At 71.6% G+C, this 24123-nt stretch carries 19 protein-coding genes; 7 read left to right on the top strand and 12 right to left on the bottom strand.

Annotated elements, in window-relative coordinates; translation table 11 throughout:
• Nucleotides 1–9 precede the first annotated feature (9 nt).
• Genes ACG2DA_RS04500 through ACG2DA_RS04490 form a run of 3 tightly spaced genes read right to left on the bottom strand, consistent with a single transcriptional unit; the run spans nucleotide 10 to nucleotide 5905 of the window.
• Nucleotides 10–1461, bottom strand: coding sequence for a sulfatase (locus ACG2DA_RS04500; RefSeq protein WP_395254278.1), 1452 nt, complete (start codon nucleotides 1459–1461; stop codon nucleotides 10–12).
• Nucleotides 1458–4976, bottom strand: coding sequence for a PVC-type heme-binding CxxCH protein (locus ACG2DA_RS04495; RefSeq protein WP_395254277.1), 3519 nt, complete (start codon nucleotides 4974–4976; stop codon nucleotides 1458–1460). Before ACG2DA_RS04495 ends, ACG2DA_RS04500 begins: the two co-directional genes overlap by 4 nt.
• Nucleotides 4973–5905 carry a GDSL-type esterase/lipase family protein gene (locus ACG2DA_RS04490; RefSeq protein WP_395254276.1) on the bottom strand — a complete coding sequence of 311 codons (933 nt, stop codon included), beginning with the start codon at nucleotides 5903–5905 and terminating at the stop codon, nucleotides 4973–4975. The genes ACG2DA_RS04495 and ACG2DA_RS04490 overlap by 4 nt, the downstream gene beginning before the upstream one ends.
• A gap of 79 nt (nucleotides 5906–5984) precedes the next feature.
• On the opposite strand from ACG2DA_RS04490, the gene ACG2DA_RS04485 reads away from it, so the two are divergent.
• Nucleotides 5985–7409, top strand: a complete 1425-nt coding sequence (locus tag ACG2DA_RS04485; protein WP_395254275.1) for a sulfatase-like hydrolase/transferase — start codon at nucleotides 5985–5987, stop codon at nucleotides 7407–7409.
• A gap of 27 nt (nucleotides 7410–7436) precedes the next feature.
• On the opposite strand, the gene ACG2DA_RS04480 is transcribed toward ACG2DA_RS04485, so the two are convergent.
• The 5 genes from ACG2DA_RS04480 to ACG2DA_RS04460 form a co-directional block, all read right to left on the bottom strand.
• A complete protein-coding gene (locus ACG2DA_RS04480) occupies nucleotides 7437–9368 on the bottom strand; it encodes a GH3 auxin-responsive promoter family protein (RefSeq protein WP_395254274.1) in 1932 nt (643 codons plus the stop codon).
• A 107-nt stretch (nucleotides 9369–9475) separates the two neighbouring features.
• A complete protein-coding gene (locus ACG2DA_RS04475) occupies nucleotides 9476–9751 on the bottom strand; it encodes an Mpo1-like protein (protein ID WP_395254273.1) in 276 nt (91 codons plus the stop codon).
• Nucleotides 9752–9755: 4 nt separating this feature from the next.
• Entirely contained in the window at nucleotides 9756–10997 is a 1242-nt protein-coding gene (locus ACG2DA_RS04470; RefSeq protein ID WP_395254272.1) for a pyruvate carboxyltransferase, read from the bottom strand.
• A gap of 32 nt (nucleotides 10998–11029) precedes the next feature.
• Nucleotides 11030–11890 (bottom strand): hypothetical protein, encoded by an 861-nt coding sequence (locus tag ACG2DA_RS04465; protein ID WP_395254271.1) that lies wholly within the window; start codon nucleotides 11888–11890, stop codon nucleotides 11030–11032.
• A 110-nt stretch (nucleotides 11891–12000) separates the two neighbouring features.
• Nucleotides 12001–12783 (bottom strand): TrkA C-terminal domain-containing protein, encoded by a 783-nt coding sequence (locus tag ACG2DA_RS04460; protein ID WP_395254270.1) that lies wholly within the window; start codon nucleotides 12781–12783, stop codon nucleotides 12001–12003.
• A gap of 230 nt (nucleotides 12784–13013) precedes the next feature.
• Between ACG2DA_RS04460 and ACG2DA_RS04455 the strand changes: the two genes are divergently transcribed.
• Both ACG2DA_RS04455 and obgE read left to right on the top strand, forming a co-directional pair.
• Nucleotides 13014–16187 carry a hypothetical protein gene (locus tag ACG2DA_RS04455; RefSeq protein WP_395254269.1) on the top strand — a complete coding sequence of 1058 codons (3174 nt, stop codon included), beginning with the start codon at nucleotides 13014–13016 and terminating at the stop codon, nucleotides 16185–16187.
• Between the two features lies 1 nt (nucleotide 16188).
• Complete coding sequence (gene obgE, locus ACG2DA_RS04450; protein WP_395254268.1) at nucleotides 16189–17199, top strand: GTPase ObgE; 1011 nt, start codon at nucleotides 16189–16191, stop codon at nucleotides 17197–17199.
• Between the two features lie 78 nt (nucleotides 17200–17277).
• On the opposite strand, the gene ACG2DA_RS04445 is transcribed toward obgE, so the two are convergent.
• From ACG2DA_RS04445 to ACG2DA_RS04435, 3 genes are all read right to left on the bottom strand, one after another.
• Nucleotides 17278–17763, bottom strand: coding sequence for a hypothetical protein (locus tag ACG2DA_RS04445; RefSeq protein WP_395254267.1), 486 nt, complete (start codon nucleotides 17761–17763; stop codon nucleotides 17278–17280).
• 157 nt (nucleotides 17764–17920) lie between these two features.
• Entirely contained in the window at nucleotides 17921–18541 is a 621-nt protein-coding gene (locus tag ACG2DA_RS04440; RefSeq protein WP_395254266.1) for a hypothetical protein, read from the bottom strand.
• A 43-nt stretch (nucleotides 18542–18584) separates the two neighbouring features.
• Nucleotides 18585–19109, bottom strand: coding sequence for a methylated-DNA--[protein]-cysteine S-methyltransferase (locus tag ACG2DA_RS04435; protein WP_395254265.1), 525 nt, complete (start codon nucleotides 19107–19109; stop codon nucleotides 18585–18587).
• Between the two features lie 159 nt (nucleotides 19110–19268).
• Between ACG2DA_RS04435 and ACG2DA_RS04430 the strand changes: the two genes are divergently transcribed.
• Entirely contained in the window at nucleotides 19269–20012 is a 744-nt protein-coding gene (locus ACG2DA_RS04430) for a hypothetical protein (protein WP_395254264.1), read from the top strand.
• Nucleotides 20013–20062: 50 nt separating this feature from the next.
• Nucleotides 20063–20494, top strand: coding sequence for a VanZ family protein (locus tag ACG2DA_RS04425; protein WP_395254263.1), 432 nt, complete (start codon nucleotides 20063–20065; stop codon nucleotides 20492–20494).
• Nucleotides 20495–20501: 7 nt separating this feature from the next.
• Here ACG2DA_RS04425 and ACG2DA_RS04420 read toward each other — a convergent pair whose 3' ends face one another.
• A complete protein-coding gene (locus ACG2DA_RS04420) occupies nucleotides 20502–20972 on the bottom strand; it encodes a hypothetical protein (RefSeq protein WP_395254262.1) in 471 nt (156 codons plus the stop codon).
• A 239-nt stretch (nucleotides 20973–21211) separates the two neighbouring features.
• Between ACG2DA_RS04420 and ACG2DA_RS04415 the strand changes: the two genes are divergently transcribed.
• The gene (locus ACG2DA_RS04415; protein WP_395254261.1) at nucleotides 21212–22414 is read left to right on the top strand and encodes a phytanoyl-CoA dioxygenase family protein; all 1203 of its coding nucleotides are present in this window, start codon (nucleotides 21212–21214) and stop codon (nucleotides 22412–22414) included.
• Nucleotides 22415–22448: 34 nt separating this feature from the next.
• Complete coding sequence (locus ACG2DA_RS04410; protein ID WP_395254260.1) at nucleotides 22449–24029, top strand: hypothetical protein; 1581 nt, start codon at nucleotides 22449–22451, stop codon at nucleotides 24027–24029.
• Nucleotides 24030–24123: the final 94 nt, after the last annotated feature.

The raw sequence follows: 24123 nt of genomic DNA, 5'->3' as shown, positions 1-24123 counted from the left end.
CCCGCGGACTCAGGCTCCGGGATCGCCCGACTCCCGCATCCGTTCTAATTCGGCGGACCGAGCCCGCATCGTCCCCAATTGGTCCGCGAAGGCCGGATCGGTCGCCAAATTCTTCAACTGGAGCGGGTCGGCGGAGAGGTCGTGCAGGAACTCATAGGGGGGCGACTGCTCGTAGTAATTTGCGTAGACCCACCGCTCGCCCCGCACGCCCTGCCACTTCGGAATGCGGGGATGGTCCATGCGGTGCTCCGCGAGGAAGTCCGTCCGCCAGTCGGCCGGCGTCTCGCCCTTGAGGAACGGCACGAGGGAGCGCCCCTGATAATGCTCCGGCACGGGTTGGCCGCAGGCGTCCAACATCGTCGCCGGCAGATCGACGTTCAGGGCGACCGCGTCTTCCACCCGCCCCGCCCCGCGCTCCCCGATCCCGCTGCCGCCCCCGGCCCCGCCGGCGCCGTTCACGCCCGGTCCGGCGACGACCAGCGGCACCCGCAGGCTCTCCTCGAAGTGCGACCACTTCCCCGCCAACCCGCGGGAGCCCATGTAGTAGCCGTTGTCGCCGGTGACGATCACCAGCGTGTTCTCCAGGCGTCCGGCCTGCTCCAGCGCCGCGATCGCCCGACCGACGTTGCGGTCCGCGGCGCTCAACAGGCGGTAGTAGTCGCGGGTGTTGCGTTCCCGCTGGAAGTTGGAGTGCCAGCGCCACTGCCAGCGATCCCGGTTCATGCTCTCCTGCAGAAACTCCGGCAGCCGGTTGAACGCCTGCGGCGGCGCCGGGCCGATCGGCGGGAGTTTTTCGTTTCGGTAGAGGTCGGCCTCGGTCTCCGGGTAGGGGAAATGATCGCGGAGGTCGCGGTCCTCGGCGTGGCCCGCGTTGAAGGAGAGCGACAGGCAGAACGGCTGATCGGAGGGCGTCGAGGCGATGAACTCCTCCGCCCTATCGCCGATCAGGTCCGCCGTGTGCCGCAGCGAGCCGTCCGGCTGCTTGTGGAAGTAGGGCGAGCGGTTAATCGGTTCGTAGACGTCGAACATCTCCGCCTGCGCCCCCCGCGCCACGCCCACCCCGAACTTGCCCGCGAAGCCCGTGCGGTAGCCGGCCCGCTTGAGGACGGCCGGGTAGCTGTCCCGGACCAGTTCCTCCCGCAACGGCGGCTTGCCGAAGGTGTGGCCGTGGGAGAGTTCGTAGTGCCCGCTGAAGATCGACGCCCGGCTGGCGGCGCAGATGCTGGTCGTGACGAACGCGTTCTCGAACCGCACGCCGCGGGCGGCGAGGGCGTCGATGTGCGGCGTCTTCAGCACCGGATGCCCGGCGCAGCCGAGGTGGTCGTGCCGATGATCGTCCGTGAGGACGAACAGCACGCTGACCGGCGGCGAACCACCGTCCCCCGCCCCGCCGTCCCCCTCTGGAGGAGCTCCGTCGGCGGAGGCGGCGGCGAGCAGGGCGGCGAGCAGCAGGGGCGTCACGGGGCGTCGGTGGGGTTGGGGGAAGCGGCGGCGGGGGACGGCCCGGCCGCGGCGGCGGGGGCGTCGTCGAGGTCGATGCGGAGGGCGTCCGCGGTCCGTTCGGCCGGGTTCACCGCCAGCGTGATCCAGCGGCCCTCGGCCGGGTCCAGCGTGACCGCGGCGCCCTCCACGTCCTCCTCAGCCAGGCGGCCGAGGTCGTAGCGGATCGCGGCGCCCTCCCCGGAGTACTGCCAGAGCGTCACCCCGGAGGCGTCCGCCGCGCCCGCCGCGTTCCGCACCCGCAGCGTGATCGGACCGACGGTGTCCTCCGGCAGGGGGAACCGCAGCAGGGCGACCTTCAGGCCGCCGAAGAAGTTCGCCAGCGGCAGGTCCGCGGTCGGCAGGGCGCCGGAAACCTTGGAGTATCGGGTCTCCCACGGATACTCCTCCGGCCGCTCCGCCGCGTCGCCCAGACCGTTGGCCCGCAGGCTGCGGCTGACGTCGCCCCAGATCTCCGGGTGGTCCACCACCTGCCAGGTCCGCACCCGGCGGCCGGGAGCGACGCGGTACTCGCCGCTCTTGCCGAGGGCCCCGAGGAACGCCACCAGGTCCGCCAGTTCGTCGGGTCGCAGCGGAGCGACGAGGTCCTCCGGCATCAGGGAGACGGGGGAAACTTCCGCGTCCAGCACGGCGGCGGTCGGCACGACGACGGTGTTTCCGTCCGCGTCCCGCAGGGTGTAGGCCTCGTCCGTCTGGGAGACGAGCACGCCGTTGAGCACCACGCCGTCCTCCCGCAACACGGTCAGGGTGGCGTAGCCCTCCTTGATCTTTGCCGACGGTTTGAGCAGCGATTCGAGCAAGTAGTCGAGTTGGGCGCTGCCGCCGATGCTGGTCAGGTCCGGCCCGACGAGCCCGCCGGCCCCGCCGATGGCGTGGCAGTCCATGCATTTCAGCGTCTCCCGACGATAGACCGCTTCGCCGCGGGCCGGATCGCCGGCGGTCCGGGCCCGTTCCACGAGGGCCGCGAACTGCTCCGGGGCGAGGTCCTTGACCGGCTCGATGCCGCCGGCGGACCGCAGGGCCGCCTCCAGCCCCGCCACCCGGCCGCCCCGGCCGGAGAGGGCCCGCAGGGCGTCGGCGGCGACGGCTTCCGGCAGCGTCTTGCCCTTCAGCGCCGCGACGAGGGCCTTGGCGCCGGCGTCCGTCGCGGCGAAGGCGGCGACCAGCTCGGCCCCCCGCTCTCCGGCGGTCAGCCGACCGACGGCCATCGGCGCCGCGGCGGCCGCGTCGACCCGGGCGAGGGCCGCCAGCGCCGCGGCGGCGACGACGGGCCGGCCGTCCCGGGCCAAGTCCGTCAACGCGGCCTTCCCCGCCCCGCCCAACTCGGCCAACGCCCGGGCCGCGAACGCCCGGGCCGCGGGGGAATCGTCGGTTCTCACTTGTTCCGCCAATTCCGCGACGGCCCCGGTCGCCTTCCACAAGCCCAGCAGCTCGGCGGCGGCGGCCCGCACGCCGGGATCGTTGTCGGCGAGCAACTCCCGCACGAGCCGGCCCTCGTTCTCCGGCACGATCTTGCGGCGGGCGGCGGCGGCGAGGGCGGCGAGCGTCGCCGGCTTCGGGGCCGCCGGGTCGTCCAGCAGCTTCGCGGCCCGCTCGACCGCGGCGGCGTCGCCGAACCGGCCGATCAGCGTCAGGACCTCGCCCCGCTGGACGTCGCTGAGCGAACCGGCGTCCCACAGGGCCAACGCCGGCGGCAGGGCGGCGGGGTCGGCGGCGGCGGACAGGGCGAACAGCAGCCGGTCCGGGGAGCCGAAGAAGTCCGGGTCCTCCGCCACCTTCGGCAACCATTCGTCCGACAGTTCGCGGGCGGTCAGCCGCAGGGCGTAGGAGAGGTTCTCGTCCAGCGGGTGATCGACGGCGACGAACGCGTCCCGGGCGGCCTCGGCGGCGCCGAGTCGGCGGAGCATGTTGACCGCTTCGAGCCGCACGCGGGGATGCGGGTCGGCGGCGAGGGCGGCGAGGCGGGTTCGCTCGTCGTCTCCCCGCTCGACCGCGAAGCCCAGCACGCGGGTCGCCGCAGCCCGGATGCGGTAATCGTCGTCGGCGAGCGCCGCTTCCCGCAGCCCCGGCATGTCGAGCCGCAATCCCTGGGCGAGCCACAACGCCTCCAACCGTGCCCGGCCGTCGTTTGCCGGCCGATCCCCCACCCAAGCGAGCAGGTCGGGCCAGACGGCGTCCGCCCCGCGGGCGATCAGCAGGCGGCGGGCCATGTCCCGCACCCAACGGCGGGGGGAGGCGAGCTCGTTCAGCAGTTCCGGCGTGCTCATCCCGACGAGATCGGGCGCCGTCGTGCCGGTCCCCCGCTTCGGGGTGAGCCGCCAGATGCGGCCGTGGGTCTTGTCGCGGCGGGGGTCGCGGAAGTCGACTTCGCCGTGCTGGATGATTGGGTTGTACCAATCGGCAACGTACACGGCGCCGTCCGGGCCGACGTGGGCGTCGATCGGACGGAAGGCGACGTGATCGCTGCCGAGCAGGTCCTCGGTCTGCCGGGCCACGTAGCCGCTGCCGGTCGGGCTATCGGTCACCTCGAAGGCGTTGACGCGGTGGCCGCGGAAGTCGCTGGTGACGAACCGGCCCCGCCACGGTTCGGGAATCGCCGGGTCGTCGAGGATCGCCAGCCCGCAGTGCTTCGGCTGGCCGGGGCTCATCCCGTGCAGGATGTCGTCCGTGCCGACGGCCGTGGGGAACGCGGCCCCGGGGAAGACGTAGGTCACGCCCTCGCCGTTCGCCCCGTCGGTGGCGAACTCCTGCCCCCACTCGTCGAAGCGGTGCCCCCAAGGATTGATGAACCCGCGGGCCCAGACTTCCAGCTTGCCGACGTCGGGCTCGTACCGCCAGATGCCGCCGCCGTCGAGCCGTTCCAAGCCCTGCGGAGTCTCAATCTGGGAGTGAATATAGATCGACTGATTGAAGTAGATCTCTCCCGCCGGCCCCGCCCGCAATGTATGCAGAATGTGGTGGGTGTCCTCCGTGCCGAAGCCGTCCAGCACGACGGTCCACTCGCCGGGTACGTCGCGGTCGGCCCGTCCGTCGCCGTTCACGTCGGTCAGGTAGAGCAGCTCCGTGCTGTTGGCGACATACGCCCCCCGCCCGTCCGCGTCCGGCAGCACGCCGGTGGGGATGAGGAGGCCGTCGGCGAAGACGGTGGTCTCGTCGGCGGCCCCGTCGCCGTCCGTGTCTTCAAGGATGACGATCTGGTCGTTCGCGACCTCGCCCGGCTCCAGCTGCGGGTAGACCCGGCTGGTGGCGACCCACAGGCGGCCGCGGGCGTCCCAGTTGGTTTGGATCGGCTTGGCAATGTCCGGGTCGGCGGCGAACAGCGTCACCTCCCAGCCGTCGGCGGGGGCGAACGCGGCCTGCTCGGCGACGGGGTCCGGCTCCGGGATGTCCGTCAGGTCCCGCTGGGCGAACGCCGCAGCGGGGACGAACAGAACGGGGGCGAGGGCGAACAGGCCCACGCGGCGGGCGAACGTCATTCGGTCTCTGCTTTCACGATGTCGTCACGGAGCGCCCGAATCTCCGCGTCCTTCGCGGCGACCAACGGCTCGAATTGTTCGATCTCCACCGCATTGTTGCCCTGCTCGTGGGCGCGGAAGCCGCGGAGGTAGGTTTCGTTTTGGGGCCGGTGACGTTGGAAGAACAGGTCGTTCTTCGCCCGCACCAACTCGAGCAGCCGGCCCACGTCCTCCCGCGGCGCCGCGGCGTTCCCGGCGCTGGCGGGCGGGGGCGTGACCAGCAGGCCGGCTCGCCGGGCCTCCGGCGTCTTGCCGGCCCACGCCAATCGGTCCGTCGCGGCGACGGCGAGCGCCAGCCGGGCGTCGGCCGGGCGGGTCAGCGTGTCGGCGACCGGCTCCAGCGTCCAGAAGACGTCCACGAACGGCACGTCCGCCTCGGCGGCGACGCGGGCGGCGGCCTCGCCGTAGCGGGCCAGGTCCGCGTTCCGCTCCCGCCGATCCGGGCCGAGTTCCGGCATCGGGCTCAGCACGACGACCCGCGGGGTGCGCTTTTTCAGTTCGACCAACAGCGACGCGAGGTGCGATTTAAAATCCGCCACGTTCATCCCGCCCGGCAGGGACTCGGCGGAACCGTAGGCGACGAAGATCACCGTCGGGTCGACCAGATCGACGTGCTCCAACAGGTGTTCCCGGCCCTCCTCCGCCGTTTTGAAGAACCGGCGGGCGGACTGATCGGCCATGTCGCCCGCCCAGCCGAGGTGGCGGAACGTCACGTCCGGCACGGCAAGGGTCAGGGCGGCCTCCAACTCCCCGCCACGGCGTTCTCCCTCCCAAAAGCTTCCGCCGACCAGGGCCACGCGGTCGCCGGGTTTCAGCAGCGGTTCGGGGGCCGCATCGTCCGCGAAACCGCAGGCGAGCGCCGAACAGGCGAGGGCGATCAGGGCGGGCACGAGGGGGTCCGTCTCAGGTAGCGGGAGGTGCGGCGGGCGGGCATCCTACGGATTCACCGCCCCCGATGGGAACGAGCCCGTGCCGCTTCGCTTCGTCGCCTGCGTCCTCCTGACGTGCGCCGCCCTTCCCGCCCTCCGCACGCCGGCCGCGGCGGCGGCGGAGAAGCCGAACGTCCTGTTTCTCCTCACCGACGACCAGCGGGCGGACACGATCGCCGCCCTCGGCAACCCGCAGATCGTCACGCCGAACCTCGACGCGCTGGCGAACCGCGGGTTCAGTTTTTCGGAGTGCCATTGTCTGGGGGCCAACAGCGGGGCCGTCTGTTTTCCGAGCCGGAATATGATTCTTTCCGGCCGCACCTACTTCGAGCACGAGGTGCGGAAGGGAAATCGCACCTACGCCAACCCGGCCAAACCGAACTTCGCCGCGGCCCTCGGAGCGGCCGGTTACGAGACGTATCACCACGGCAAGAAGGGCAACACGGCCAGCTTGCTGCACGGGCGGTTCGAGCATTCAAAATACCTCTCGAACGACCACGAAGTCCGCATGAGCGGCCAGCCCGGCGAGGAGATCGTCGACGCCGCGCTGGAGTTCTTCGCAAATCGCACCGACGACCGCCCCTGGGCGATGTATCTGGCGTTCGCCACGCCCCACGACCCCCGCGTCGCCGCGGAGGAATATCGGTCTCGATACGACCCGGCCGACCTGCCGATCCCGCCCAACTTCCTCCCCCTGCATCCGTATCAGATCGGGTCGGATACGGTGCGGGACGAACTGCTGGCCCCCTTCCCCCGCACGCTGCCGGACACGCGGGCTCAGATTCACGACTATTACTCCGCGATCACGGGGCTCGACCATCATATCGGCCGGTTGCTGAGCGATTTAGAGGCCCGCGGCGATCTGGAGAACACGCTGATCGTCTTCAGCTCCGACCACGGTTTGAGCCTCGGCAGCCACGGGCGATTCGGCAAGCAGTCGCTCTATCGGGACAGCATGCGGGCCCCGCTGGTGCTGGCCGGGCCGGGCGTGCCGCACGGGCGCAGCGACGCGTTGGTTTATCTGCACGACATCTACCCCACAATTTGCGATCTGTTGGGCGTCGACCCCGCCGGCGGCTCGACCGTCCCCGCGGAACTGCACGGCCGCTCCTTCAAGGCGGCGATGCACGGCGACGACGGCGGCCGACCGGCGTTGTTCGGCTCCTATCTGGACGACCAGCGCAGCGTCTACGACGGGCGATGGAAGCTGATCCGTTTCCCGAAGATCGGCGTGACGCGGTTGTTCGACACGGAAACCGATCCGTACGAGATCCTCGACCTCGCCTCCGATCCGGCTCAGGCGGGGCGGATTGAACGGCTCAACGCCCGACTCAAACAGCTTCAGGAAGAGGTGGGCGACGACCTCGACCTCGACGCCCCGGCCGTGATCGACGACCCGACGTTCGTTCCGCCGGACGCCACCCGGCTGGAGGAACTCCGCCGGCCGTGGAAGGGGCGGAGCTGACCCGCCCGGTCCCGTCCTCCGGCCGGACTATCCCGCGGCGCTGCGGAGGCCGGGGGGATCGATTTCGTCGGCGAAGCCCAGATCGCCGATCAGCACGGGGCGTTTATATTGTTCCGCGACGCCGCCGGTGCGGGCCAGACGGCGGGCGTCCCACGTTTCCCACGCGCCCGCCGGCAGCGCCCGCACGGCGATCGCCCCCAGCCGGCCGCTGGCCCGCTTGGCGTCGTACTCGCAATTCAGAGCCCGCAGGCGACGGTCGACCTCGGCGGCGAGTTCGGACGGCGGCGCCTCCCCGTCCGCGACGAACAACTCGTAGCGGGGCGAGCCGCCGTGAAAGACCGGGGCCAGCGCGTAGGCGTTTAATCGACGGCCCTGAGCCTCCAACGCCCCGCTGACGGCGGCGGCGGCCTGATATTCGGTCAGCTTCTCCCCGGTCACGCTGCTGAAGTTCCGGCCCTTCGACAGGAAGCTCAGCAGCGGCGTGCCCGGCCCGGCGGCCCGCTTCAGCTGACGGGCCGAACCGGCCGGCGGGGAGTAGCCCTCGCAGCGGACCACGTCGCGAATGTCGTATCGCCACAGCCCGCCGGGGGTGGTCATCAGGACGTAATAATTCCGCCCCGGCGTCAGTTCGTCCGCGAGGAGCGCCGGCGGGTCCGGGTCTTCAATGCGATCTTCAGGGACGAATTCGAAGAAGGCGCCCCGCAGGTCGAGCAGCCCGGCGGGGGTGTCGTCCTCCATGGGGATCGTGGTGCGGCCCTCGCTGGCGATCAGGCCGATGTCCCGGACGCGGGCGTCGCCGTAAAACTCACGCAGCAGCGGGAGGTAGTGCCCCAGCGTGCCGCCCGTCCAACAGCCGATGACGTTGAGGTTCGCCCACACGTCCGCCGGCCGCAGCCCGCCGACGGAGCGCTCGATCGCCCGCAGGGCCCGGGCCCGGGCCGGGTCGGCGGGCAGATGTTTGGCGGCCGCTCTGCGGACGGCCTTGGGCAGGTCGATCCCGGCGAGCGCTCCCCCGGGGGCGAAGGTTTCGTCGGGCAGCCCGCCGCGGGCGGTGTGGTCGATCAGCAGTTCGGCGTTCGCGGCTCCCCAGCGGGCGAAGTTGAGGTGCGAGGCCGGATTGGGCGTGACGAAACTGCCCACGTCGCTGTGCAGGCCGAAACGCCACTGCAGGTAGTATTTCGCCTCGGTGACGCGGGCCTCGGCGCCGGCCTCGCCGGCGCTCCGCCGCAGGAAGCCGGTCTCCGGCGGGGCGACGTAGGTGCGCTTCATCACGCCGGGCTGCAACTGGGCGAGCAGGCCGGAGATGCTTCCGCAGGGCGTGCCGTCGGGGCTGTGTTCTTCGGCCGGGTCGCCGGCGAGGGCCAGCTTCCCCCGCAGCAGGGCGGGCGGGTCCGGCGCGTACGTGGACAGCCCCCACACGAACCAGCCGCGGCGGTGGTTCCTCACGGCCCGCTTCGGCACCGGCAACAGCTTGCGGGCGTCGGTCGTCCCGCTGGTGAGGGCGAACATCACGATCCGCTCCCCCGGGCGGAACAGCGCCCGGGCCCGGCCGGCGAGCGTCGCCTCGATATAGGGGCGGTGGTCCGCGTAACTCATCACCGGCACGCGGCGGCGGAGTTCCCGCACGAGCGCGCCTCGGTCCCGCAACCGGATCGACCCCAGGTCGCGGTCCTTGCCGAGGTCGCTGCGGCGGGCCCGGCGGATCAGGTCGCCGAGTAACCGCAACTGCGTCTCGCGGACGTCGCGGCCGGCGGCGCGCAAGTCCTCCGTAATCGTCGCGGCCCGCTTCCAGAGCGCCCGTTCGACGATCCGCTGCCCGAGCGTGAACCGCTCCCCCACGACGTGCCGCCGCGGCGTCAGCGGCGGGGCCGGCGGTCTCGGCGGGGCGGCGTGCACCGCGTTCTCCTCGTCCTTGGGATCGAACGGGCGGAGGACGGGCGAGGGCGGTTCGGCGGACACTCCGGGGGGGTCGGTCGGCGAGGCTGGAGATCGCCACGGGCGCGGCTGTCGCCCGGCGTTGACATCTTACGCCGCGGGAACGCCCCAAAGCGCCCAACCCCGCCAGGTTATTTCGCCGGGGGGCGGTCGGCGAACTCGCGGTAGGGCAGACCGCACCACCGTTTCACCAACACCGCCTCGCCGGCGTCGTTCCCCTCGACGGCGTGCCCGAGGAACTGCAAGCAGTAGCCGCCCACGAACGCCGCCAGCGCCCACCACGGCTGCTCCTCGACCAGCAACCAGACCGGCAGGGCGAACGTCACCGGCAGCCCGATCGCGTGCAGCGCCACGTTCACCGGGTGCCGGTGGCGGGCGCCGTAGTTCGTCAGGAAGTTGCGGATCATGGCGTCAGTCCTCCCCCGCGGCCCAGCGGCGGATGCGGTCGTCGGTGATCGGGGTCTGCTTCGGCAGCGTCTTGAGGCCCTCCACGACCCGGGCGGTCGCGGCGTCGTCGTCCGGCAGGTTCAGTTCCCGCAACCGGGCCCGCACCGCCCCCCGCCCGCTGTGCCGGCCCAGCGTCAGGTGCACCGGCGGGCCGCCGACCAACTCCGGCCGATACGGCAGATAGGTGTCCGGGTGCTTGAGGAAGCCGTCCTGATGAATGCCGGCCTCCGTCGCCCAGACGTTCGCCCCGTAGACGGGCTTCATCGGCGAGACCGGCACCCCGGTCAATTCGCTCACCAACTGTCCCAGCGGCGCCAGCTTGGCGAGGTCCAGTTTGTGCGTGCGGCCGTACTGCTCCCGATTTAATTCGAGGGCGACGGCGACCTCTTCCAGGCTGGCGTTGCCGGCACGTTCGCCGATCCCGCCGACCGTGCACTGCACCACCGTCGCCCCGGCCTGCACCGCCGCCAGCGTGTTCGCCACCGCCAGGCCGAGGTCGTTGTGAAAGTGACCGGCGATGAGGCAATTTTCGATGCCGGGGACCTGCTCCTTGAGCAATCGCACCCACCCGGCGGCGGTCTCCGGGGTGCAGACGCCGACGGTGTCCGGCAGGCCGCAGGTGCTTGCCCCGCACTCGACGGCCGTGGCGTAGCACTGCACGAGGAAGTCCGGCTCCGTGCGGGTGGCGTCCTCGGCGGCGAAAGAGACGACGGCGAAGCGGTCCGCGGCGTAGGCGACGGCGTCGGCGATGAGGTCCAGCACCTCGGCCTGGGACTTCTTCAGTTTGTGCTCCCGGTGCAGCGGGCTGGTCCCGCAGAACAGGCTCACGCCCTTGCGGATCCGCGGCTGCTGTTTGAGGGCCTGGGCGGCGAGGTCGACGTCGCTTTTGAGCGTCCGGCAGAGGGCCGTCAGCACCACGCCGGGGACCTCGTTGCACATCAACTCGATCCCGGCGACGTCCGCCGGCCCGGCGGCGGGAAAGCCGGCGTCGAGGCTGTGCACGCCCGCCTCGCCCAAGGCCCGGGCGATGCGGAGTTTCTCCTCCGGTTCGAGCGTCGCCCCCGGCATCTGCTCGCCGTCGCGGAGGGTGGTGTCCGAAAACAGCACCACGCCGGCGCGATTATGATGGCCGATCACGAGTTTTTTGATCTGCGACTCGAGGAGCCGCCGGGGCGAGAGGGACGACAGCAGGGACCGGCGGCGCACGCCGCAATCCTACTCCCGGCGTCCCAGCGTCGTCATCCCCGCGGCGGGCCGGCGGGAATCGTGTCCCCGGGCGACTCGAAGTCGGCGGGGAGCGGATCGGCGAAGCCGTCGGGAACGGGAGCGAGGGCTCCCGGTTCCGGCCGTTCGGCGTCCGGACCCGGTTGTTCGCCGTCGAAAAACGGTCCCCCGCCCGGGTTCCCCCCGAACTTCGGCGTCTCGCTGAAGCCGCCGTCGTAGTTCGCCGCGTCCTCGAACGGGGAGTCGCCGGGCCTGGGAACGGTCGCTGGAGCGGTCGCCGGATTCGTCGGTTCCTTGGAGACGCATAGTTCCAAAAACGCGCCGATCGCCCGCTGCGTCTCCGGCGGGGCGACGACGATTAATTCCAAGTCTTGCCCCGCTGTGCCCCCGCCCTCCACGGCGACGGTCTCCGTCACCGGTCGCAGCCGCACGTTGAGAGTTCCGTCCGGGGACACCACCTGTTCCTTCGCCATCCGCGTCACCTGCCGGATCGACGCCGCGGTCCCCTCCCGCGGCCGGATCTGCACGTCCACCCCGGGGGCGGCGTGTGCGAACAGGAACTCGTAGATCGCCCGCACCCGGCTGGGGTGCGGGCGGTAGACGCACCGCAGCACCGGTTCCGTCGATTCGGCCCCAGGCACCTCGCTGTCCGTTCCGATCAGCAATCCCGTCTCACCCGCCGCGGGTTTGGCGAACGGCGGCTTCACGTCCCCGTCCGACTCGACCGGGCCGGCCTCCTGAAGTGGCAACGCTTTGGTCGCCGCGGGGGCATCGTCCGGCCATGCTTCGGCTTCCTGCGAGCACGCCGACGGCGCCCCGAGGGAGGCGGCGAGCAGGGCGGCCGACAGGGCGGCGGGGCGACGAACGCGGGGCATCGACGGGCTCCGAGCGAAGACGGGCGGTTCGTCCGCCGAACGTACCCGCCGGCGCCCCGCCGGTCACGGAGCGATTCGGCAATCTGGCAACGTCAGGCCGCAGCGGGCCGTCAGGCCGCGACGCGTTCCTCGGCGTCCTCTTTCGCCTCGACGCGGCCCTGGGCGGCGACGGCGGCGGCGTGCTCCTCGTCGCCGGCTCGGCCGGCGCGGCGGGAGTCCAGCTCCTCGACCCGGCCGCCGTCCGCGTACACCAGCAGGGTGTCGTAGGGGCGGATCATCGTTTCGCCGTGCGGCGCCCCCACGTAGGTGCCGCCCTTCCGCTGCACGCCCAACACCAACACGCCCTCCTGCGGCAGGGCGAGTTGAATGAGCGTTTTATTCGCCAGCCAGTCCTCCGGCTCGACCCGGAGTTCGCTGATAACGTAGCCCTGCGCCAGGTGCAACAGGGCGACGTAATCCTGCACGTTGAGGGAGGTATATTTCCGCAGCGCCCGGGAGATAATCCGGTTGAGGCGCCGTTCGACCCATTCGCTGTTGGCCAGCAGGATCAGCGTCGCGGTGCCGGCCAGCAGCACGCCGACGGCGAAGGCGACCTTCCGCGGGTCGTTCGCCCCGGTGAACTGCGAGACCGACAGCATCACCGTGCCCGCGACGGTCGCGACCCCGAGGTTCCCCAGCAGCATGAGGATCATCGCGATCCGCCGGCGGACCGGGTGGTTGACGACGCTCTCGGCCTCGTTCGTCGTATAACCGACGCCGGTGAAGGCGCTGCGGGCCTGGAACCGGGCGCTCTCGCGGCTCATGCCGGTCGCCATGAACGCGACCGTAGCCACCCGCGTCACCACCAGCGAAATCGTCAGAGTCGCCAGCAGGGACAGGAACGCGGCGATCACGCCGGGGGGCTCGGTTGGAGGCGGCGGGGGAGAACGGGGGCCGCACCGGGGGCCGGGCGGCGCAGACTCCGGACGGGCGCGGGGGTTATGCGCCCCAGACGGTCCGACGGCAAGGCGCGAATCGGGCTTTCGCCCCGGAGCCTGCCGGTCGAACCGCGACCGCGGTCGCTCCGCCCTGTACACTGGGGAAATCGCCCCGACTCCCGGGACGGTCCGCTCCCCACGCCGCCATGCCCGCCTCCGAACTGCTCTCTTTCGATTGCCCCGGCTGCGGGAAGACGCTGAAGGCGAAAGCTTCGCACGCCGGCCGGACCACCGCCTGCCCCAAGTGCGGCGAATCCCTCACCGTCCCCGCCGTCGAGGGCGGGGCGGAAGATACTAACGAACCGCTCCAGCAGGAATCGGCCGCGGAGGACGCCGCGGCGTTCGAGCCGCCGGAGGAGGAGGCGATCGAGGAGTTTCCGCCGCTGATCCGCACCGGCCCGGTCGTTCGCGACGACCCCGCCGACGCAGCGGACGCGGAAGCGGCGCCGATCGTCGAACGGACCGCGCCCCGGCGGTCCCGCGGCGGCCGGCGGCGGGGCCGTTCGGACGAGGGGGAGGTCCGCTCGAAGATCGTCCCGCTGGCAATCGGCGGCGGGGCCGTCGCCGCCCTCGGTCTCGGGCTGGCCGCGTGGGCTTTCTGGCCGGGCGGAGACGCGGCGACCGCCGCCGCGGACGGCGCCGGCCTGCTGGCGCCGATCGCCGAGCAGTCGGCGACGGAGGGCGAAACGCTGAAGGTGGTCCTCGCCCCCGCCGACGCGCTGGGCCCGCTGGCGGACACGCACGCCTTCACGCTCACCCAGGCCCCGGACGGCGCCCGCATCGGCCCGGACGGCCGCACCTTCGTCTGGACTCCCGGCGAAGCCGACGGCCCCGGCGTCGTGCAGGTGACCGCGGCGTTGGCCCACCGGGCGACCGGCGAGGCCGCGGAGACCCTCACCTTCGACGTCGCCGTCGCCGAGGAGGACCTCCCGCCCTGGGTCGCCCCGCTGGCCGCGGTGACCGTCGGGCCGGGCGAATCGACCTCGTTGCAGGTCTCCGCGGAGGACCCGGACCAGCCGGCCAACGCCCTCGCCTACGAACTGGAGGGCGACGTTCCCGCCGGCGTGAGCGTCGACGAGTCCGGCCTGATCACCTTCGCCCCGCCGGCCGACGCGCCGGAGGTGGACTCCGCGTTCGGCGTGAAGGTCGTCGAGCAGCGGGCGGACGGCACGGCGGGCGCCAGCTCCGTCGCCCCGGTTCGGCTGTCGGTGATCTCCAAGAACGCCCCGGGCCGGGAGCCGGCGGGGGCGGAGCACGCCCCGACCGTGGCGATGGCGGAGCCGGCGGAAGCGAACGCGGACGACGCCGCTGCCGGCGAACCGGCCATGACCGAAACCGTCGTCGCCGACGCCGCGACGACCGACGCGGCGAAGCCCGCTGCGATGGAGGCGACGCCCCTCGCCATGGCGGACGCCCCCGCCGGCGAAATGCCGGAGGAGCCGGAGCCGACGACGCCCGAACCCGCCCCGGCGAAGTCCTCGGAGGGCAACGTCAGCGCCAGCGTCACCGCGATGTTGAGCGGCGAGACGCTGCCCCCGCTGGAGGACGACACGCCGGTCCCGCTGAACGAAAACGAGGCGGCCTACGAGGAGAATTTCGTCGCCCCGCTGTTGGAGATGTACGGCGAGCCGGACGAACACCGCCGGCCACTGCTCTCCGCGAAAGAATACGACACGCTGCGAACGCTCTTCGCCGAGGAGTTCGCCCGTCACCACGAAGACGAAATCAGGGCCGGCCTCGGCGACAAGACGGAGGAGATCCTCGCCTGGCTCAACGAACGGCCGGAGCTGCGGGACACGCTGTACAACGCCTTCAAACCCTCCGACGACGTCGCCGCCGGCATGGGGGTGTTCCGCCAGCTCTACGACGAATTCGGCGACGACCTTGAGAAATACGGCGCCCTGGCGACGGCGACCGCGGTCGTCTGGGACGACCCGCAGCGGGGCCCCTACAGCTACGATTTCCACGCCAAACGGGCCAAGGCCGAGCTGCCCACCGGGGGCCGCCCGGAGGCGGTGGAGAACGTCCGCTACTTCCTCGACCGGGAGGCGGCGATGCAGGGCCGGGCTGAGCGCCTGCCGTGGGAACTGCTCGTCCTCACGATCGACCACCAGACGCCGATCGAGGAGCGGGAGTGGGCGTTGAATTGGTACGGGAATAACCGCAGCCAATTCGGGCAGTGCTACTCGCAGGTGCCCTACGACGACGAGATGATCCGCACCGACGAGCGGGTCACCAAACTCGACGGCTCGCCCTACACCCTGCCGATGATTCTGGAGAAGGGCGGCGTCTGCGCCCACCAGGCGGACTACGCCGCCCGGGTCGGCAAGAGCCTCGGCGTGCCGGCGATGTACGTCCGCGGCGACGGCAAGTTCGGCGGGGCCGGCCACGCCTGGGTGATGTGGGTGGACGTCACCGGCGTGACGGACTCCGCGTTGAAGTTCACCCTCGAAAGCCACGGCCGCTATCAGGACGACAATTATTACGTCGGATATCTGAACGAGCCGCAGACCGGCGAGGAGACCACCGACCGCGACCTGATGCGGCGGCTGCACTCGGTCGCGATCGATCGCGACGCCTCCCGCCACGCCGACCTGCTGATGCGGGCCTACCCGATCGTCGCCCAGCGGGCCGGGGAGAACGGGGAGGGTCTCTCGCTGGACGCCCGGCTGGACTACCTCGACGCCGTTAACCAAATCGACACCTGGAACGGCGCCGCCTGGCGGGAGCGGGCCCGGCTGGGGACCGAGAACACCGGCGACCTCACCAGGGACCAGATCCGCCGCTACAAGCAGAACCTCAAGCGGCTGTTCCGCGACTTCGCCCCCTTCCCCGACTTCACCCAAGAGGTGTTCGCCGGGATCAGCGTCTACGAAACCGACGAGGAAAAGCGGCTCGAACTGACCCGCGAATTGTTGGACCTCTACGCCGCCGCCGGACGGCCGGACCTGTCCTTCGAAACGCTTCCGGCCTACGTCGACGGATTGGTGGAGCAGGATCGCACCCCCGAGGCGATCGGGATGATCACCGGGGCGTTGATGAAGTTCGCCGACGAAGGTCGCTACACGCCGGCCGCGCTCGATCGGCTGGACGAACTGCTCGCGGACCGGCCCGAAGACCTGCTCAATTTCTACCGCGGATTTATCGAGGCGATCCCGCCGACGCGCGGGAACTCGCCCAGCGAGTACGCCGTCGCCATGCACAAGCGGGGCATCGAAAAAGCCCAGGCGGCGAACAACCAGGCCGCCGCGGATTACTTCACGGAGCGCATGCGTGCGATCGGCTCCGGCAAATTAAAAACGAAAAACGGACGGCGCTGACGTGTTCGCGGACCATGTGTTGTTGCACTGCAAAGCCGGCGACGGCGGGAACGGCTGCATGTCGTTTCGGCGGGAGAAATACGTCCCCAAGGGCGGCCCGGACGGGGGCGACGGGGGCGACGGGGGCTCCGTGATCGTGCGGGCCAACGAAAACGTCGGCAGTTTGATTCACCTCGTCGGTCATAAGTTCTGGAACGCCGGGCGCGGGGAACACGGCCGCGGCAAGCTCCAGACCGGGGCGACCGCCGACGACGTGCTCATCGAGGTGCCCCCCGGCACTTTGGTGAAGGACGCCGTACGCGGCCACACGCTGCGGGACCTCGGCGCCCACGGCGACGAGGTGGTCGTCGCCCGCGGCGGCGCCGGCGGGCGGGGCAACAAAAAGTTCGCCACCGCCACCCACCGCGCCCCCCGCGAGCACGAACCCGGCGGCGAGGGCGAGCAGCGCGACGTGGTGCTGGAGCTCAAGTTGATCGCCGACGTCGGCCTGCTGGGCAAGCCGAACGCCGGCAAATCGACCCTGCTGGCCCGCCTCAGCGCCGCCACGCCGGAGATCGCCGACTACCCCTTCACCACCAAGTACCCCAACCTCGGCGTCGTCCGGGAGGGGGCCGGCTGGGACGCCAAGCGGCAGTACGTGCTCGCCGACATCCCCGGCCTGATCGAGGGCGCCGCCGACGGCGTCGGGCTGGGACACGAATTCCTCAAGCACGTGGAACGCACCCGCGTGCTGGTGCACCTCCTCGAACCGGACCCGACCGACGGCACCGACCCGGTGCACAATTACAAGACGATCCGCGAGGAGGTGGAGCGGTACAACCCGGACCTCGCCGCCCGGCCGGAGGTGCTGTGCGTCTCCAAGGGCGAACTGCCGGACGCCGCCCCCGCCGCGGAGTTGTTGCGGGAGGAGCTGGGCGTGGAGCCGCTGATCATCTCCGCCGCGACCGGGCTGAACCTCGACGAGTTGCACCGCCGCGTCTGGGCGGCTTTGGACAAAACCGTCGACGCCTGAGCGGAAGACCCTCAACGAAAACGCCCCGATCCCGCGGGGGATCGGGGCGGACGGAGCGGGCGCGGTCCGTCTTGGACGTCAGCGGGTGAGGAACCAGCCGTAGGTCGGGTAATAGGCCGAGTAATATCCGGCCCGACGAACGCCGTAGCCGTAGCCCCCGGAGCTGTACGGGCTGTAATACGAGGTGTAGCCGTAGGGAGCGTACGCCCCGTAGCCGTACCCGTAGGGGCCGTAACCGTAGTTGTAGAACGACGTGCTGTAATACGTCGGCGTGACCGGGCGATAGAAGCTCGTCGCGGTGTAGCTGTAGCCGTTGCCGAAGGGCGAATAGACGCCCGCCGGCACCGCGACCGCCGGGGCGACGTAGGCGGACCGATAGTAGGACCCGTAGCCGGCGGAGTACGGCAGGCCGTACCCGTAGTAGTTGCCGTACCCGCCGTAATAACTCCCGTAGCCGGAGTAGCCCCCGTACCCGTAGCCGTACCCGGCGGAGGCGTCGGGGGCGGAGCAGGCGGCGGCGAGCGCGACGGCGGCGGCGGTCAGACAGGTGCGGAGGGCGGACATGTTCATAGGGGGTCGGAGGGCGTAATCGCAGGATGCGCAGCGATTATGCCTGTCCCCCGCCCCCCGCCCGGAAGCCGGGGCGGCCCTGTCCGCCCACCGGGGAAACCCGGAACGGGGCCTTCCTGTTCCGTTTGCGTCTCCCCCGACCGGCCGCCGGTCAGAGCCACTCCCACAGCGACTGGGTCCGGACCACCGTGCGGGCGTCGGCGAAGGTGTGGGTCGCGTGAATTAAGAGCGAATCGGCGGCGACCTCCGCCCGGATCAGGCCGACGGAGTCCCCCGACAGCCGCCCGCCGGAGGCGAAGCGGCAGGCGAGCGCGCCCGGCCGGGCCGTGCGGCCGGGCTCGTCGGAGCGGGCGATCGGCGCCCGCTCCTCGCCGTCGCCGCGGGCCGCGGTGGCGGCGGCGTCGGCCAGCAGTTCGGCGGTGATGTGCTCGAACACGTCCGCCGCCGGCGTCTCCGCCTGGTGCCCGGCCTGATAACGCACCGCCGGGCCGAGGTCGTCGTCGAAGGTGACGTCCTCCAACCCCGCCCCCCGCACGCCCCGGCCGACCCGCCGTCCGCCGGCCGGCAGCACGAACTCTTCCGGGGCGAGCAGTTCCGTCAGCGTCCGGCCGCCGGTGCGGACCTCGATGCGGTGCCCGTCCTCCCCCAGCGACAGCGTCGCCGAGAACTCCGGGCGTTCGATTCGCTCCGTCGCCGTCGCGGGGAACAACTCCGGGTGCAGGGGACGGTCGAACAGCCGGAAGGCGAACGCGGTGACGGCGGGACGGGGCACAGAAAAGGCGGAAGGGGCAAGGCGGACGGCGGAAGGACGGGTCTTAGCCGCGACCGACGGGCGCGGCACCCGGCACCGCCTCCAGCGCGAGCAGCCGCTTCTTCAATTCGATCCCGGTCGGCGCGCTGAAGCCGCCCAGCCGCCCGCCGGCGCCGACGACGCGGTGGCAGGGCACCAGCAGCGGGGTGCGGTTGGTCCGCATCACCCCGCCGACCGCCCGGGCGGCGTTCGGGGAGCCCGCCCGGGCGGCGAGTTCGGCGTAGGAGACCGTCTCCCCCCGCGGCACCCGCCGCAGTTCGGCGACCACCCGACGGGCGAACCGCGTGGGCGGCGTCGGCACCGGGAACGCCTCCAGATCGACCGGCTCCCCGGCGGCGAAGCGGGCGAGGGCGTCCGTCAACTCGGGCCGCCAATCGCGGACCTCCTCGTCGCTGGTCCCGGCCGCGGCTCGGATCGCCTCGAGGGCGGCGTCGGGGCCGGGGTGCCCGATCGTCACGTGGGTGACCGTCGCCCCGGTCCCGCGGACGGCAAACCACCCCAAGTCGGTGGCGAAAGGGTGAACGGCCATCGGCGTGAACGGGCTCGGCGGGGGAACGCGGGGCGGCATTGTACGCCGCAGGCCCGCCCGGGTCCCCAACGTGCCCGCCCCGCCGTACACTGCCGCCTTCGACGCCGTTCGCCTTCGTCCCGCCGTCCCGCCGGCCCCCGTTCCCTCGCCCCGCCCGCCATGGACGCCTACGGCACGCTCGCCGACGACTTCTACGTGAACTGCAATCTCAACACCGAGATGCGGCTGCCCGAGGGGCGGGAGACGACGCTGCAGTTCTTCGAGCGGATTCGCAAGAAGTACGACTCGATGCGGAACTTCTACACCCGCGACAACGGCGACTTCGTCCTGGAGGAGGACAAGGACGACGGCCACCAGCGCTGGGTGAGCCTGGAGCCGCGGCGGGTGTGCAGCGGCTACATCAACCCGCCGGACGTCGAGGACGCGATCGAGCAGCACGTGCTCGTGCTCCAGCAGGTCCCGTACATGCTGAGCATCAGCCCGCTGGACTGCGAGGCGCTGGACTACACCCTCGGCTTCGACTTCACCTACCGCGGCAATCACGACGCGTTGGTCGTCGAGGCGCTCGGCGCCGGCCCGGGGATCGAACCGCTGACGGACATGCCCGGCTGCTCCGTGCTGAACTACGAACCCGGCATCACCGTGGTGTTGGACGAGGAGTGCCGCCTGCAGGCCCGGCTGGCGGTGGAGACGCGGACCAACGCCTACCAACTGCGGCGGGACGACTTCCCGGAGGACCAGATCAGCGTCTACTTCACCGTCCGGCAGTACGGCAGCCTGGACTCCGGGGTCGCCTTCGAGGAGCGGCTGCTCACCCTGCGGGAGCACTGCGATCGGTTGATGGAGGAGCACGTCACCGAAAGCGTGCTGCGGCCGCTGTCCCACGCGATCGCCGCCAAATAACCCTCGGAAGAGAGCGTTCGCGTCGCCCCCCGTCGCAGCGCCCCCGCCCCATGAGCGACGCCCCCCCCGACGCGGCCGCGGGCCGCCCGCGGCCGAGACGTTGGCGCCGACGGCTGCGAGCCCTGCTGCCCTGGGCGGCGGCGGGCTATCTGCTGGCGGCGTTCACCGCGACGCACCTGCCGATGCCTCCGGGCGTGGGCCAGGGAGTGCCCCACGCCGACAAGCTGGTGCACGCGACGATCTTCGCCGGTCTGAGCCTGCTGACCGCCTCCTGGCGGGTCGTGCGATACGACCCGCCGCGGCGGGCCGCCGCGGTCGCGTTCGTCCTCTGCCTCGGCTACGGCGTGCTGGACGAATTGACGCAAACGCTCCTCGCCAGCCGCACGGCGAGCGGCTGGGACCTGCTGGCGGACGCGGTCGGGGCGCTGCTGGGGCTCGCGGCGTTCTTCCCCCTGCTCCGCTGGTGGCGCCGGCACGCCTGAGCGGCGCTCAGGGAGTTCCCGCCGGTTCAAGCCGTTCGCGGAGGCTGTCGGCGAAGGCGTCGGCGGCGTTCACGTCGCCGCTGACGACCGCCGGCCGGTCGGCCCGCGTGCGGCGGGAGGCCCCCCGCCGACCCGACTTCTCCGGCCACAGTCGGAACCCGCCGCGGTCGGCGCCGCTGGGCAGCGACCACACGCCCCACAGACTGCCGTCCTCCGCGAAGCCCCGGTAGTGAACCGCGTAGCGAGCGTAAGACTTCGTCCACTCCGCCACGCCGCGGGCGACGTCGTAGGTTCCGGCGAGGGTAAACCGGCCGCAGTCGTCCGCCCCGGCGCCGGTCAGGCGGCCGCCGCGGAAGTGCATATCCTGGCCGGTCGGACGGTCGGTCCGCTGCTGGAAGAACCCGGCCCACGCCCCGGAGGGAAAGCGGGGATCGCGCTCGGCGAGGGCGGACGAATCGGCGGGGGGCTGACCGGACACGGGAGCGGGCCGCGGGGGGACGGGGAACCGAAGCGACGAACGGTCGTTCGCCGTCTCGCCGGGAATCTTCGCTCGTCGCGACGGCGGGACTACGGGGGCGGGGCCGTCGAAAAGGGTCGGATCGCGGCGGATCGGGCCGAAAGCGGTTCTTCACCGCGGATACTGCCTACAATGGGCGCGATCTTGCCGGCAGTCTGACCGGCTCCCAACTCTCCCCCTTCTCACTGCTCACGTCACTTATGGCGACCAAGTCCGCCTTCAGCGCCTTCAAGCCCGGCGGGGTGTGGCATCGCGCCGTCTCCACGCAGGTGATGCGAGGCCTGCGGGCCGCCGATTCGCTGGGGGTGCCGCACTCCCTGACGCCCTCGAAGAAGCTGAAGGGGATCCGGAAGTACTGGAACCGGGAGATGATGGACCGGTACATCGCCAGCCGCGGCACGGAGCTGCCGCACGACGAGATGTGCCAGCTCCGCGTGCCGGACCCGCTGGTTCCGAAGACGGACGACGTCGCCCCGGAGAACAAGCTGTCCACGGAGGACCTCGCCGCGTTCTACCGCAACGGCTACCTCAAGCCGTTCAAGGCGTTCGAGCCGGAGGAGATCAAGGATTTCGGCCGCCGGCTGCTGGAGCGCTGCGACCAGCCCAGCCAAGTCTACCCCGGCGGCGATCCGCACCGGGACCGCCATCTCGAGATGCCGGAGATGATGCGCTTGATCGCCCACCCGGCGATCACCGACCGCCTCGCCCAGTTGCTGGGTCCGAACCTCATCACCTGGCGGAGCCAGCTGTTCCACAAACCGCCCGGCAACAACCCGGTCGGCTGGCACCAGGCGACCACCTACATGTTCGAGGAGGAGTTCGGCGAACCGAGCGTCTTCCCGCCGGACATCAACGAGCTGTTCATGCTCACGGTCTGGATCCCCGCGGACCCGAGCACCCGCAAGAACGGCTGCCTGAAGGTGGACACCAGCAGCGTGACCGAACGCACCCGCTGGATGCGGCTGGGCGGCGACGTCGGCTTCCACGCCGTGAACTACGGCCCTTGCTACGAGGTGAAGGAGGAGGACGTCCACTACGTGGAGATGGAGCCCGGCGAGGTGCTGATCTTCACCGAGCGGGCGATTCACGGCTCGGACGCCAACAAGTCCGACCACAACCGGATGGCCTTCAACTTCCGCGTCGTGCCGACCGACGTGCAGGTCTATCGGCCCGGCAAGCGGTTCCACAAGGCGTCCCAGATGAACCGGGTGTACGACCTGACGAACTGGCGTCCGGTGGTCATTCGCGGTACGGATACGGTGCGGAAGAACGAGACCGTGCCGTGGACCGACTACGCCGGCTCCGAACCCGTTCCCGGGAAGATCACCCCGGACGGCGCCCCGCCCAACCCGTCGGCGGCGACCGAGGCCCCCGAGGCCGCCCCCGTCCCGGCCGGCGCCTGAGTCGGCGGCCGAGTCCGTCTGACCCGAGGCCGTGTTGAACGTCGCGTCCGCCCCCCCCGCCGCGCAGGGCTCCCGCGCGGAGGCCGCGGGCGCGGAAACGCACGGCCTGCCGGAGCGCCTCCCGCTGACCGCCGTCGAGCGGTTCATGCTCGACGACGACCGGCCGTCGCACCCGATGACCGGCGTCCACGAGTTGCTCGTCCGCGGCCCGTTGGACGACGCCCTGCTGGCCGACGCCGTGGAGGCGACCCGCCGCCGGCACCCCCTGCTCTGCCGCGTCATCGACGACTCCGGCCGGGAGCCGGTCTGGGTCCCGGCCCCCGCGGACGCGACCGTGATCGTCGACCGGGCCCCCGCCGGCACGCCCCGCACCCATCCCCGCGGGCACTGGCTGGACGTCCGCCGGGAGCTCGGCCTCCGCATCTGGGTTCGGGACGAGGAACCGGACGCGGACGGCGTCCCGCTCTGCCGGATGTCCGTCGCGGTGCACCACTGCGTCGCGGACGCCCTCGGCGGGATCACGTTTCTCATCGATCTGTTCGCGCACCTGTCGGCGGCGCGGGGCGGCGCGGCCGTCCCGGCTCCGCCCAGCGCGGAGCGCCTGCTCCGCCGCGGCCAGTTATACGAGCGCGCCGGCTTGCTGCCCGGTCTGCCGCCGGGACGGTTGACGGTGTGGGGCCACCTGCTGATCGGCGCGCAGCGGATGAAGCGGACCCGCACGCTGCCGCTGGCCCCCGGGTCGCGGGGCAAGGCGATCTCGGCCAAGCCGGCTGCGGACGCCGGCCCCGAACCGCCCGGCGTGACCCCGACCGACGACGTTTCGCCCCCGCGCACCGCGTCGTTCACGGAGGAGGAGACGCACCGCCTGAAGGCCGCCGCCAAGGCCCGCGGGATAACGCTCAACGACCTCCTGCTGCGGGACGTGTTCCTCACCGTGCGGGAGCACAACGCCCGATTCGGCGCCGCCGGGGCGACGCTCGACGGTCAACCCGCGGCGGTGCGGATCAACGTCCCGGTGAACCTGCGCGACGCCTCCGACCTGCCGGCTTCGTTGAGGAAGCCTCCCGCCGACGGGCGGGCGAACCGCGACGGCACGGACGACGGCGGCGGGCTGACGGTCGTGAACAAGATCGGCATGGCCCTGGTCACGCGTCCGACGGCGCTGGCCGACGACCCGCAGGCCCTGCTGCGATCGGTCCACGAGGAGATGAGCTGGGTCCGGCAGACCGAGCGCGGCCGACGGTTCGTGGAGGCGGTTCAGCTCTCCTACGCCCTGCTGAATCGACCGCCCGGCGGCATGTTCGACGGAACCTGCTACGCCACCGCGGTGCTGTCGAATATCGGCGATCTGGAGCGGGTCCTCCCCCCGGCCCTGCGGGACGATCGCGGCCGGCTGCACGCCCCCGCCGCGGATCCCGCGGAGGCGCTGACCGTGCTGGAATACGCCACCGGCTCGCCCGGGCGGCCCCTCACCCGGGCGACGGTGCTGGCGGCGAGCTACGGTCGCCGCCTGCAACTTCATCTGCGCACCGATCCCGCGGAGATCGCTCCGGAGGACGCGGACGCGTTCTGGGCCGACCTCGCCGCCCGCGTCCGCCGCAGCGCCGCGGGCTGAGCCCGGCGGGCCGACCGCTGGAGGCCCCCCCGCGGGGGACGTAGCATGGGCGTCCCCGCGCGCCGCGTCCGTCGGCGCCGTCCCGCCCCCCCGC

The organism is Alienimonas sp. DA493 (assembly GCF_043951915.1).
Taxonomy (GTDB): domain Bacteria; phylum Planctomycetota; class Planctomycetia; order Planctomycetales; family Planctomycetaceae; genus Alienimonas.
This window is presented reverse-complemented; position numbering and strand designations above follow the sequence as displayed.